We start from the raw sequence: 12582 nt of genomic DNA, 5'->3' as shown, positions 1-12582 counted from the left end.
TGTAGGAGCGCACCCTGTGCGCGACCGCGGAGCTGCGCCGCTACCTCTTCGCTGGGTCGTCGCGCACAGGGTGCGCTCCCACAAGAGGTGGTTCGCGCGATCAGGCCGTCGCCGTCGACTTGCTATGGCTCCGCCCGGTGATATGCGCCACCGTATTCACGTTATCCACCAGCCGATCACTGATGCGCGCGAGCAGCTCGGCGGCCTGACGGTCTTCCGCCATGCTGAGCAGCGCCGCCAGGGTGCGTTGCAGGCCGCGCAGATCCGGTAGCTGTTCCGGCGCGCGCTGTGTGCGCAAGGCCGAAGCGACTTCATGCAAGGCCTTGGCGCTGTGGTCGACGAACGCGCACATTTCCGCCGTTTCCGGCAGGCTGTGGTGATCATCGATCAGCGCCTCCAGCGTCATCGCCGTGCGCGCCAGGCGATTGCCGTTGGCGAACAGCGCGTTGGCCAGTTCCAGCAGGGTCGCCGGTGTGGCGGGTTCCGCGCGCATGCGGTCCAGTGAGGCCTGCGCATTGCTGCGTGCCGTGCGTGCGGCAGTGCGTGCTTCCCGGCGGTGATCGCGGCGTTCGGGATGGGCGAGCGCGTTGAGGTAATCGGCATAGGCATCGAGCATGTCCGATAGCGCCGCACGCGCACGCGCGCGTTCCCAGGTGGGCCACAGCACATAGGCGAGCAAGGCCATGCCGCTGCCGAGCGCGGTGTTGATCACGCGATCCAGCACCGCATCACTGGAGTTGACGCCCTCGAACGACAGCAGGATCACCACCGTGCCGGTAAGCGCTGCCACGGCAATGCCGTAGTGCGCGGTGGCCAGATAGCGAAAACCCATGCACAGCACAGCCATCAACAGCAGATGCGCCCACATGTCATGCGGCGTGAAATGCAGCAGGGCGGTGGTGAGCAACAGGCCCAGGATGGTGCCGACCACGCGCAACAGGCCAAAGTTGAAAGTGGCGGCGAAATCCGGACGCAGCACGATGGCCGCGGTCATCGGCAGCCAATAGCCATGCGGCAGGCCGAGCTCGCGCGAGACGAACAGCGTGGCGGTGAGCGTGACGGCGGTGCGCACGGCATGCCGGAATGCCACCGAATGCGGCGTGAGATTGGCACGCAGCGTGGCGCGCGCCGAACTGCTGCGCAGTGCCGTCGGCAGCGGCGTTTCCGCCGCGGCTGCACGCAATTCGCCACGACTGCCCGCCCAGTTGGCATTACGCACCGCGGCAGCCAGCTGACCGGACAAGGCATGGATATGCGTGGCCAGGCCATCGGCGTCGCCGCCGTTGCCAAGCAGAGCGTTCTCGCTCGCCTGCAAGGTCTGCAGGGCGTGCTCGGCCTGGCGCGGCGATTCGGCAAGCTCCAGGGCGTCTGCAATGGCTGCGAGCACGCGCGCGGCGTCGCCCCGGAACATGGCGTGGATGGTGGCATTGGCGCGCAACTCCGCCATCGCGGTGAGTTCCAGGCGGATGCGTTCGGCAAGTTCCAGCAGCACGCCGAACGCCTCCATCGCGCGGCCACGCGCGTGGTGTCGCCCCAGCAGCGTGTGCTGCAGCGTGGTCATGGCGTCGGTGAGCGCGGGTACGTCGGCGTCGTCGTGTTCCTGCTGGCGCGCCAGCGTCGACAAGCCGCGATAGACCGCGGCCAGCGCGTGCCGCTCAGGGCGATAGCGCTGCAGCGGCCAGGCCGCCACGGAAAACAGAGTCAGCAGCAGGCCGCCGGCAAAGATCAGGGCCGAGGCGCCCAGCGCTTCGGCCAAGGGTCGTGGCGTGGCCGCCGTGACCACCAGCAGGATCATGCTGGTCATGCCCACGCGCGCCATGTCCGGACCAAACACCACCAGCAGGCCGCCGAAAAATCCGAACGCCGCCGTGGCGACCAGGATGGGTATCAACTGGTCGCCGATCAGAAAGCCGATCAAAGAGGCCAGCCCGGCCGCCAGCGACGCCAGCAGCAGCCGCGTCATGCGCTGGCGATAAGGCCCCGGCTGGTCCGAGAACATGGTGTCCAGCGCGCCGGCGCCGATACCCAGCCCGATGCCCGGATGCCCTGTCAGGATGCCAATCGCCAGCGGCAGCACCACGGCCGCGGTGTTGCGCACGACCACACGCACCGGCACGTCAGGTCGCTTGGCCGTGAGCAGGCTGTCGACGACCGTGGCGCGCAGCGAATAACCCGTCGAAGACATGACGCGACAAGACTCCTAGTCAATGCAGTGATTCTGCCTCAAACAGCCTGAAGCGAACGCGACGGGCCAGGGATTCGTGGCTGGTCGGGTAGGGCGCACGGGCTGGGCAGCTTCCCGGCGGAGGGGAAAGTGAAGTGCACTGGCGTTGCCGGGATCTGTTGTAGGAGCGCACTTGTGCGCGACAAACCTACGGAGCGGTACATCCCGGCGCTGCGGTCGCGCACAAGTGCGCTCCTACAAGGGATCGCGCAGGCTGGTTCCGATCGGCTCTTTGTGGGAGCGCACCCTGTGCGCGACGAGCCTACGGAGCGGTACACCCTAGCGTGGCTGTCGCGCACAGGGTGCGCTCCCACAGACAAGCAGCACGGCAGACAGAAGAAGGGATGACTAAAGCCGATGCGCAGCGAGGCCCCGCTTTAAGTCCTCAGCGATTCGGGCGCGTTGCGCAGCGCTTGGTAGTATCCCCTGTGTACCCTCGGAGGTTGTCCCATCAGACGCATCGAGCGTTCGGGCTTATCCCAACACGATGCTGCGGGCGTCATCAGGCCATTTTCTTTGGGTTACTTTTCTTTTGGGCCAGCAAAAGAAAAGTGACTCGAGCGGCGGCAGCCGATCGAAACGCCCGCCGCGTAGGCGGCACGCTGGCGGAGAGGCAACAGCCAATCACCGAGGCTCTGGATCTCGGCCGGCGCCGGAATGACCAGATAGAAACGTTCCCGCGACCACCCGCCCCTCACCACCGTAAAGGTGGCAATGCCCCAACCCCCTCCCCTCCGGGGAGAGGGCGCGAAGTGTCGCGCGCGGGCGCTTACCCCGCCACCGGCATCACCCCACCACCAGCCCCAAGCTGCTGCGACAAGTTGTACAAAATGCGCAGATCCTGCGCGTCCAACGCATCCCCATCCATCCCCCGAAAATGATGATGGAACGAGCGCACCGTGGACGCCCGGTCGTCCAGCGGATACCCAATCAACCCCAACGCCGCCCACGGATCAAACCCCGCCGGCGGGTCCACCAGCGTGCCCCGCGGCCACAGCCCAAAGCCCGCCTGCGCCAGCTGCTGCCACGGAAAACGCGGACCGGGATCGTCCTTGCGACCGGGCGCGAGATCCTCGTGGCCGATGATCTGCGTGCGTGGAATACGGAAGCGATCGGTGAGGTCGGCCAGCAGGCGCAGCAGGCTGTCGATCTGCACCTGGGTGAACGGCGAGTCGCCATCATTGTCCAGCTCGATGCCGAGGGAGGCGGAATTGACGTCGGTAATCGTGCCCCAGCGTCCCGCGCCGGCGTGCCACGCGCGCTCGCTATCGGCGACCAGTTGATAGAGGTGGCCGTCGTTGCCGATCAGATAGTGCGAACTCACCGGTCCGCCGCTGTTGGCCGTGCGCAACGTGTGCAGCGCCTGCTCGGCAGAATGCTCGTTGGTGAAATGAATCACGATGAGCACCGGACGGCGCGCATCGAAATTGGGCGAGGGCACCCACTGTGCGATGGGATTGCGCACGGGCGCCGGTGCACACGCCGAAAGCGCCAGCGCCAGCAGCACCAGCGTCAGCAGATGGCGAGTACGAAAGAAACGAGCATGCGGAGCGTGGGGACGCGACACGGCATTCATTCCTGGGCGGGAAGAGGCGAACGTGCCGCAGCTGCGCCACCGCGTCAAGCCAAACAAAAAGCGCCGGGTTTCCCCGGCGCTTTCGTGTCCAACCTGCAGCGCCGATCAGGCGCGGCCGGCGAACTCGCCCGTCAGCGTGTTCACCCACACCTTTTCGTCGTTGCTGATGTACTCGGGCACCTGGATTTCGATGCCGGTATTGAGCTTGGCTGGCTTGGTGCGCTTGGTGGCGCTGGCGCCCTTCATTTCCGGGGCGGTGTCGACCACGGTCAGCGTCACGCTGGTCGGCACCTGCAGGCCCACCGGTGCATCGTCGATCAGCTGCACGTAGTAGCCTTCGACGCCTTCCACGATATAGCCGGCGTTATCGCCAACCAGTTCGGTGGAAAGCAGGTACTGGGTGAAGTCTTCATTGTCCATGAAGACGAATGCCTCACCGTCCATGTACGAGAAGTTCGCCTCGCGGCGCACCAGCTCCATTTCCTTGAGATCGTCATCGGCGCGCAGGCTCAGGTCGAACTTGCGACCGCCGGGGATCGAATACATGGTGAAACGGAACGTGACGTTGCCGCCACGCGCGGTCGGCGAGCTGCGCTCGATGTCGCGCACCTGGTAAACGGTGCCGTCGTGTTCGACTACGTTGCCTTTCTTGACGTCGGAAGCTTTCATGGATGCAGGACCGGATGGGTGAGTTCTTGATCGCCATTCCGGCGCAGGCCGGAATCCAGTTGCGTGGTGTCAGGTTATCGCGCGGCCCAACGTATACGCCCACGCCATTCGCGACAACCGCGCCATACAGTCACTGGATTCCGGCCTGCGCCGGAATGACGGTTTGGTAGGGTTACTTCGGCTGCAAACGCACCGCGCCATCAAGGCGGATCGTTTCGCCATTGATATAACGGTTGCCGAGAATGAAGGCCACCGTGCTGGCGAATTCGTCCGGCTTGCCCAGGCGCGACGGGAACGGGATCGAGGCCGACAGCGATTCCTGCACCTGCGGCGGCATGCCGTCGACCATTGGCGTCCAGAAGATACCCGGGGCAATCGTGGCCACGCGGATGCCGAAGCGCGACAGTTCGCGCGCCATCGGCAGCGTCATGCCGACCACGCCGCCCTTGGAGGCCGAGTACGCGGCCTGGCCGATCTGACCCTCGAACGCAGCGACGGAAGCGGTGTTGATGATCACGCCGCGCTCGCCGTCTTCGCCGGTATCGTTGTTCTGCATCAGCGAGGCGGCAGCCTTGGCGACGTTGAAGCTGCCCACCAGGTTCACCATCACGGTGGTGGCAAACGTATTGAGCGGCATCGGGCCTTCCTTGCCGAGCATGCGGCCCGCGCCCAGGATGCCGGCGCAGTTGACCAGCACGTTCAGTCCACCCATCGCATCACGCGCAGCGGCGACGTTGGCGGACACGCCGTCCTCCGAGGTGACGTCGGTGCGGAAGAAGTGGCCCTTCAGCGCCGTGGCGGCTTCCTGGCCCTTTTCCTCGTTGACGTCGAACAGGGCCACCTTGGCGCCATTGGCGACCAGATGCTGGGCTACGGCGTAGCCGAGACCGGAGGCGCCGCCGGTGATGATCGCCTTGACCTGATTGAGCTGCATAGGGAGTCCAAAACGCGGTGGAAAACGCCAATGGTAGCGCAGCAGGCCGCATCAGACGCCACCCCTTGCTCCGTGGCGCTTTTTGGCCATAGAGAGACCCCGGGCGGTGCGTGCCGGGCAATGCCTGCAGGAGCCACCGCGTCGCTTCGACACGGTACGTAGTTGGTTATACGTATGTCCTTTGGTGCCGCGGCTTAAGCCATGCTTCCAAGGGTTTTTGGCTGATTTGTGGCGTAGAACAAGCGCAGTGAGATGAGTGGCGCGATCGCAAAAGGGAGAGTCGCCATGATCCATCCCGCCCAGGGAGCTGCTGTATCAGTGGGAATACCGGTGGCCTCGGCAGCGGTGTCGAAGGGCTCTTTCGTGGCGCTGTTGGCGCGATGGCTGCTCGTCGCCACATTGATCGGCGCTGCACCGGCCATCGGAGCGAAAGCTTCGGGGGAAGCCAGCGTCGTTGCCGCGGCCGCTTCGTCGGTCGCGCCGCCCGCAGTGACTTCGTCATCGTATTTCGTGGCGGCGTCCGAGCTCCCGCATCCATTGCGGCCTTTCGAACATCTGCCCAGCAATGCCGCCATCAATGTGCACGCCGCCGTGGTGACCATGCCCGATCCCGTGGAGACGCGGCTTGGCCGGTCCTTTGACACCGAGCTGACCGCACTCGTGGCTGCGTTTCAGGCCAAGGAATTCGTGCTGGACGGTTTTGCTTTCACCTGGGCGCCCCGATCACCCGACGGCAAGTCCACTGCCAATGAAACGGAGGCGAGCCGCCGCACGCTGCCCAGCGTGATGCTTTTTCGCAAGGACAACTGGCGCAACTGCAAATCCAGAACGGACACGCAAGCAAACGCCGATGCCTGTGAGTCGACCTATTACGCGCTGTTTTTGGTAGGCGAGACACCGAGCTTTGGCATTCATCCGGAGTCATTCATTCGCGCTGCACGTTGTGCGATGGCATTGGACGCGAGCAATCGCCAGGAGACGAACTCGCTGCCCGAGGCGCTTAACCAGATCGATTGCGACCAGATTGCCTGGAAGGCGCCGACCAAGGGCGTCTCCTGGTCGTGCGATGCGAACCTTGCCGTGATCGGTCCCACCTTTTCCGGGGCCATGGAATCGATGGCATCGGCACTGAGCAAGGTCGCCACGGACGCAAGGGAACATGCGATGGAGGCCGCGAAAACGGCGACGGCCGGATGCCAGGGCGTCGGCCACCTGAACATCCTCCTCAGGGCACCTTCCGCAAGCGTCGACAGCAACGATCAGATCGTACAGAACGCTTACCTCGCCACGAACGATTTGAAACCATTCGTCACGCTGGCCTATACGCCGCTGGCCTACAGCGTCGGGGATCAGTTGAAACGCGTGAAGCGCTATCTGGAAAGCCGGATTCACGACAACGACAAAGTAGTCATACTCAGCGAAGAATCCAGTTTTGGCCTGGGCGCTTCCAAGCTGGCGATGCCGTCATCATCGCCATCGCCGCCGTCCTCATCGGCTTCGCCGTCATCGCCATCGCCGCCCTCGTCATCGCCGGCGCCGGCGTCCTCATCGGCGAAGAAAGGCGAGGTGCAGTTCATCAGCGTGCAGTTTCCGCCGAACATCGCCGCTATTCGCTCCGAGCATGTCCAGCTCAAACAGGAAGAGAGCAAGCAACGTCGCAGCTTGCTCCCCGAGCGGTTGCTCGAGCTGGATCTGACCGGTGTGGAAACCGGAGTCGATCAACCGCCGACGTACCAGCCCAGCTTGAGCTCGCGTTCGGACGAGCTGATGCTTTACCAGACCTTCGACGCCCTGCAGCGCTATGTCACGCCTGCGGCGGTCGTCATCGTGGCCACCGATGTGCGCGATCGCCTGTTCCTGCTGAGCGAGATACGCAATGCATTTCCTGGCGCGCTCCCGGTGGTGCTGGAGCAGGACAACCTGATGGTGCATCCCGACTACCGCGCCATGAGCCGCGGGAGCATCATCATGCCGGCCGGCAAGAGCCTGCTTTGCCTGAACGCTTCAGGGCTGGACTGCTTCCCCAAGGATGACCCCGATGCGCCGCCGCTCGAGCAGGCGGCGCATCGTTCAGTGGGCAACGCGCCAGGGGTGTCTTCGAACGAATGCAGCCAGTCTGGCAATCGACGCTTCTTCTCGTTTCCGACGGATTACGCGGCCAACATGTTTCGCGCGGTCGTGGGTCTGATTTGCCCCAGTGACGCCTCGCCCAACCGACCCAATATGCTGGTGGCGACATTGGCAGGCTTCCAGCGTGTCGACGAGTCGGGTCTGGGCCGTGGCGACGAACAAAACGCGGGCAAAGTCCAGGGCGATGAAGTAACCGAGAGCAAAGTCCAGGGCAAGCAACAAAACGAGAGTAAAGCCCAGCGGACAAGCAGGAGATTCGGCGACATTCCCATCGTTGCCGATACCCGCATGCAACTGCAGCAGCCGGTCTACCTGTCGATGGGCATCGTGCTTGGCATCCTGCTGGTCACGGCCATATGGCTGGTTCGCAACGGGCGCACGCCCGAACTGGCGACGCTCCCGCTCAGCCGCCACGCCATGCGCTGGATGGACATGTTGAAGACGCAAAACGGCGCGCAAGCATCATCGAAGCTGGCAGGCGAGCCAAGGACAAGCTGGATCTGGCTGGTGCCCTGGATCGCTTTTGCCGCGTTCGGCATCCTCATTGCCGCGTACAAGATCATCGTGATGTTTCCTCCGGCGACGCCCGGCGACACGGACCTGGCGCATGGCACGGATGGCTGGGCGTTGATCTGCCTGTGTCTTGCCTATGCGTGTTTCATGGCGTTCTGTTGCGTTCGGATGAGGGTGTGGAATGCCTATTGCCTTGCTATCGCTGAGCATGTGAACCCCTCGTCGCGTCTCAAGGTTCGCCTCCGGCACCGCCCGTACTACCGCGCTTCGATCGCCACGGCACTGCTGTTGCTCGTGCTGGTGCTTTGCGTCAACGACTACCGGCCAAGCGGGGCCCATTCGGTCTGGCTCTCCGCGTTTGCCGGCGCGTTCGTGCTGGGCAGCAGTGGCTTCTTCCTGGTTCTCTACCTGGAAGGCCTGGACCGCTGGCGCTGCATGAGCCTGGAGCTCAGCAGGACGGTGACTGCCGTGCAGGAATCCACGACAGTCAAGGAATGGCCAACGCCCAAGCTGCTGGATGAGCGACCGCGCAGCCCGTTCAACGCTGTCATGCGCATCGACAACTACAACGCGCTGCGCAGGCCAGATTTTGCCGCCTGGGTGCGGCAGACGAATGCCTTGCTCGACGGCACGATCGATCCCTTGTTTGACAAGGAAAAGCTTCGCCAATGGCAGGCCGTCCTGGTAGCGCAGATGAAACTGGCCGGTACGGCGGTAAGGTCCAGTGCGTGGTGCGCGGTGCTGGGCGCCACCGTGACGCTGATGTTGATCCAGGTCTATCCACCGGTTTACGAGCGTTTGCAGACGACGGCGGCGGCCATTTTGATGGTGCTCGGCTTTGCCGCCATCACCTACGGCGTGCTGACGCTGGAGAAGGACTATTTGCTGGGACGCATGTTCACCAACGATGAGGACCATTTGACCTTTGGCGGGGCGTTGTCCGCCTTGTGGCCAAAGCTGCTGGCGATGGGGTCCATTCTGATCACCGTGTTTCTGCCCGATGCCTGGGATTGGCTGAACAGCGCGGTGAAGGCGATCAACTCGCTGCGATGAGCGCAAAACGGGCCCGGTACTGGCCGACGGCTTATGCCGTGAAAAGAGCCTTCAGTTGCTCAGCGTCTACCGCGGGGAATGGCGTCACGGGCTGCGGCGGCGTCTGCGTCGGTTGCAGTTCCTTTTGCCATACGCCCACATCCCACCATTGCTCGAGCTTGTAACCGGAGCTACGCCACACGCCAGCCGGCGTGAAGCCCATGGCTTCGTGCATGGTCACGCTGCTTTGGCCGGGCAGGGTGATCACCCCGACAGCCTGGTTGATGCCTTGCAGGCGCATCACGTCGAGCAGCGTGCCGTAGAGCTTGCGCGCGATGCCGCGACGCCGTGCATCGGCGTGTACGTAGATCGAGGTCTCCGCGATCCAGTCGTAGGCGGCGCGTTCGCGGAAGCGGCTGGCATAGGCATAGGCCAACACGCGGCCTTCCTCTTCCCAGACGATCCACGGGTAGTGGCGAAGGCGAGTGAGGATGCGCTCGCGCATCGTGTCGATGCCGGGCAGTTCGGTCTCGAAGGTTTCTACTCCATGGAGAACCGAGGGCATATAGATGTCGTGGACAGCCGCCGCATCGTCGGCGTGGGCAATGCGGATCATCAGAGAACCTTCTCCATACAGATGCTGCGCGGGTTGGACTGGTGTTCGCCGAACGGTGGGCAGCGACGATAGCCGGCGCGTGCGTAGAGTTCCAGCGCCTCGGTTTGCGCCGTGCCGGTTTCCAGGCGCAGGATGCGTCCTCCGGAGCGCGCGACTTCCACTTCCAGTGCTTCGAGCAATTGCTTGCCAAGCCCCAATCCACGGCAGGCGGGCAGCACGTACATGCGCTTTACTTCCACGTAGTCCTCGTGCGCCACGAAGGCACCGCATGCCACCGGCGTGCCATCCACGCGGGCGGTGAGGAAGCTGACATTGGGTTGGCTCAGTTCCTCGGTCGTCATGTGGCGGATATTGCCCGAGGGATAGAGCTCGGCCAGATAGCCGTCCAATTCACGGATCAACAGGGCGACGTCCGGCGACGTGGGGTCGTCGAGCTCAAAATGCAGTAGCGGCGCCTTCAGCATGCTTCGTACTTCCAGTTGCGCCGCTTGCCTTCGGCGAGCCACTCCAGCGTGCTGGCGATGCGTTTCTGGCGCGTGGCCTCGGTCTTCGCCTCGGTGATCCACTCGACGTAGTCGCGTTGCGCGTTGGGCGGAAAGCCCTCGTAGGTCTTGCGGGCGGCAGCGTGCTTCTTCATCGCCAGCAGCGCGGCGACATCATCCGGGAGTGTCGGTGCGGGTTTGGGTGCGGCCTTGGGACGGGAGACCTTTACACCGGTTTCGTTCAAGGCCCTGGCCTTGCGGATCAGCGCGATCAGGGTCTTCTTCGCGGGCAGATCCTTCAGCGAGGTCAGTTTGCCGAATTGGCCCATGCCATCCGCCCGATCGCTGCCGGTGACCTCCTTGTGCCGCCAGAAGCCGAACGCGCAGTGCTGCTTGAACGCCGCCATCTGGCACATCGGCGAGCCGTTGAGGCTGAAGAACGGCATGCTCCATTTGATGCCTTCCTCGACCTCCGGGCAGGCCTCGTGCACCACGTCGCGCAGATGCTCAAGGATGGGCTGGGCGAACGGCGGCGCCTGAAGGATGTAGGCATCGATGCGGTGATCGTGGGCCATGAGGTACTCCTACAAATCGCGCAGATAGAACTGGTCGCAGCTGAAGTGTCCGGTGCCGCCCATCGGCGCGCAGATCGTGCGGAAGCCGTGCCGACGATACAGCGCCTGGGCCGCATCCATGCCGGTGAGCGTTTCCAGGTAGCAGCGATGAAAGCCGCGTTCGCGGGCGGCATCCAGGCAGCGCAGCATCATGGCGCTGCCGGCGCCGATGCCGCGCGCCTCGGGTAGAAAATACATCTTGCGCAGCTCGCACACATCCGCTTCGCCGCCCTCCAGCGGCGCGACGCCACCGCCGCCAATCACCTTGCCATCGCGTTCCACCACGAAGTAGGCGCTGCGTGGGCGCGTATAGGCTTCGTACATGGTGCCCACTTCGGCATCGTGAATGGCGAAGCCCGGGCCGTCGGCGCCGAATTCCGGCATCACGGTGCGGATGATGTCGGCGACCGCGGCGTTGTCGCGTGCTTCGATGGGGCGGATCAGGAAGTCGGTCATGGCGTGGCTTGTGGTGTGCGGTAGAGGCTGCCGTCTTTCATCACGAAGACGGGATGCTGGAGATCGTCGATATGCGTGCTCGGATCGCCCGTGAAAGCGACGAGGTCCGCACGCAGGCCGGGCGCGATGCGGCCGAACTTGTCCTGCTGACGCAGAATGCGTGCCGCGATATTGGTGGCGGCATGCAAAGCCTGCGGCGCCGTCATGCCGTCGCGCACCATATTGGCCGGCTCGCGCCAGTTGTCGCCATGGGTGAATACGCCCACGTCGCTGCCGTTGCCGATGGTGACGCCCAGCTTGAGCGCGGTGCGGAAGGCGCGCTCGGCTTCCTTCATGCGCGCGGTGGGTTCACTCTGGCCGGGCACGTAGTGCTCGAAATACTGCGCAGTGGCTTCCACCGCGGTAAGCGTGGGTTCGTACGCGGTGCCGTGCTGCTTGAGCAGGCGGAACGTAGCCTCGCTCGCGCCATAGCCGTGCTCGATGCTGTCCACGCCCGCTTCCACCGCGAGGCGTACGCCTTCGTCGCTGGACGCATGCGCAGCCACCGGCCTTCCCGACAGATGTGCGGTATCCACGATGGCTTTCATTTCGGCCAGCGACAGCGTGGGCTGCGTGCTGCCGTCGGCGCCCACGCGGTAGTCGGCGTAGAGCTTGATCCAGTCGGCACCATGGCCGGCCTGTTCGCGGGTGGCGCGGATGGCCTCGTCCACGCCGCTGATTTCCTGCGCGCCGCCGGGCAGATCGATATCGGGGCGAAAGCCGCGTGGGCCGGGGCCATAGCTGTCCGTCGCTACGATGGCACGCGTGGCGACGAACATGCGCGGGCCCGGAATCATGCCTTCGTCAATCGCTCGCTTGATCGACACATCGGCGAAGCCTGCGCCTTCGGTGCCCAGATCGCGCAGCGTGGTGAAGCCCGCCATCAGGGTGGCGCGCGCATGGGCGGCGGCTTCGAGTGTGCGGTAGTCCTGCGGTTCTTTCAGGACCTGGTCGTTCCACAGTGTCTCGTTGTACGGATGCAGGAAGACATGCGAGTGCAGGTCGATCAGGCCGGGCGTGAGCGTGGCGCCGGGCAGGGCGATGCGTTGGGCGCTGGCCGGTGCCTTCAGGCTGTCCACCGGTCCCACGGCGGCGATGGCGCCGTCATGCACCAGCACGGCCCATCCCGCATGCGCAGCGTCGCCGTCAGCGGTCCAGACGCGATCAGGCACCAGCAGCACATCGCCCTTGGGTGGCACCGCGGTCGCCGCCGTGGCGCTGGCCATGGCCATGGCCGTCAGCAGGCCGATCCAACCTTGACGCTGTTTGCACCGCATTGCTCGCTCCCGCCCGTCGC

11 protein-coding genes are annotated in these 12582 nt (G+C 64.4%); 1 reads left to right on the top strand and 10 read right to left on the bottom strand.

Going from position 1 to position 12582, the window contains the following annotated elements; all coding sequences use genetic code 11:
* Nucleotides 1-100 precede the first annotated feature (100 nt).
* From AC1DE1_RS11450 to AC1DE1_RS11430, 5 genes are all read right to left on the bottom strand, one after another.
* On the bottom strand, nucleotides 101-2185 hold the full coding sequence (locus AC1DE1_RS11450) for an FUSC family protein (protein WP_477176043.1): 2085 nt from the start codon (nucleotides 2183-2185) through the stop codon (nucleotides 101-103).
* 808 nt (nucleotides 2186-2993) lie between these two features.
* Entirely contained in the window at nucleotides 2994-3791 is a 798-nt protein-coding gene (locus AC1DE1_RS11445; RefSeq protein ID WP_477176044.1) for an N-acetylmuramoyl-L-alanine amidase, read from the bottom strand.
* A 114-nt stretch (nucleotides 3792-3905) separates the two neighbouring features.
* Nucleotides 3906-4469: an elongation factor P-like protein EfpL gene (efpL, locus tag AC1DE1_RS11440; RefSeq protein ID WP_121878629.1), complete on the bottom strand. Its 564-nt coding sequence runs from the start codon at nucleotides 4467-4469 to the stop codon at nucleotides 3906-3908.
* A 172-nt stretch (nucleotides 4470-4641) separates the two neighbouring features.
* Nucleotides 4642-5403 (bottom strand): SDR family NAD(P)-dependent oxidoreductase, encoded by a 762-nt coding sequence (locus tag AC1DE1_RS11435; RefSeq protein ID WP_477176045.1) that lies wholly within the window; start codon nucleotides 5401-5403, stop codon nucleotides 4642-4644.
* Nucleotides 5404-5597: 194 nt separating this feature from the next.
* Nucleotides 5598-6005, bottom strand: coding sequence for a hypothetical protein (locus tag AC1DE1_RS11430; RefSeq protein WP_477179089.1), 408 nt, complete (start codon nucleotides 6003-6005; stop codon nucleotides 5598-5600).
* Between AC1DE1_RS11430 and AC1DE1_RS11425 the strand changes: the two genes are divergently transcribed.
* Nucleotides 6004-9099, top strand: coding sequence for a hypothetical protein (locus AC1DE1_RS11425; protein WP_477179088.1), 3096 nt, complete (start codon nucleotides 6004-6006; stop codon nucleotides 9097-9099). The two genes, AC1DE1_RS11430 and AC1DE1_RS11425, sit on opposite strands and share 2 nt — an antisense overlap.
* 31 nt (nucleotides 9100-9130) lie before the next feature.
* Here the strand turns inward: AC1DE1_RS11425 and AC1DE1_RS11420 are convergent, their stop codons facing one another.
* The 5 genes from AC1DE1_RS11420 to AC1DE1_RS11400 are packed head-to-tail and all read right to left on the bottom strand — an operon-like array spanning nucleotide 9131 to nucleotide 12517.
* On the bottom strand, nucleotides 9131-9694 hold the full coding sequence (locus tag AC1DE1_RS11420; RefSeq protein WP_477176047.1) for an N-acetyltransferase family protein: 564 nt from the start codon (nucleotides 9692-9694) through the stop codon (nucleotides 9131-9133).
* On the bottom strand, nucleotides 9694-10158 hold the full coding sequence (locus AC1DE1_RS11415) for a GNAT family N-acetyltransferase (protein ID WP_477176048.1): 465 nt from the start codon (nucleotides 10156-10158) through the stop codon (nucleotides 9694-9696). Before AC1DE1_RS11415 ends, AC1DE1_RS11420 begins: the two co-directional genes overlap by 1 nt.
* The gene (locus AC1DE1_RS11410) at nucleotides 10152-10751 is read right to left on the bottom strand and encodes a YdeI/OmpD-associated family protein (protein ID WP_477176049.1); all 600 of its coding nucleotides are present in this window, start codon (nucleotides 10749-10751) and stop codon (nucleotides 10152-10154) included. The genes AC1DE1_RS11415 and AC1DE1_RS11410 overlap by 7 nt, the downstream gene beginning before the upstream one ends.
* Nucleotides 10752-10760: 9 nt before the next feature.
* Nucleotides 10761-11246, bottom strand: coding sequence for a GNAT family N-acetyltransferase (locus AC1DE1_RS11405; RefSeq protein ID WP_477176050.1), 486 nt, complete (start codon nucleotides 11244-11246; stop codon nucleotides 10761-10763).
* A complete protein-coding gene (locus tag AC1DE1_RS11400; RefSeq protein ID WP_477176191.1) occupies nucleotides 11243-12517 on the bottom strand; it encodes a metal-dependent hydrolase family protein in 1275 nt (424 codons plus the stop codon). The genes AC1DE1_RS11405 and AC1DE1_RS11400 overlap by 4 nt, the downstream gene beginning before the upstream one ends.
* Between the last annotated feature and the right edge of the window lie 65 nt (nucleotides 12518-12582).

This window comes from Dyella sp. 05T440 (assembly GCF_056395965.1).
The sequence above is the reverse complement of the archived record's forward strand: the minus strand, read 5'-3'. Positions and strand labels throughout refer to the sequence as shown.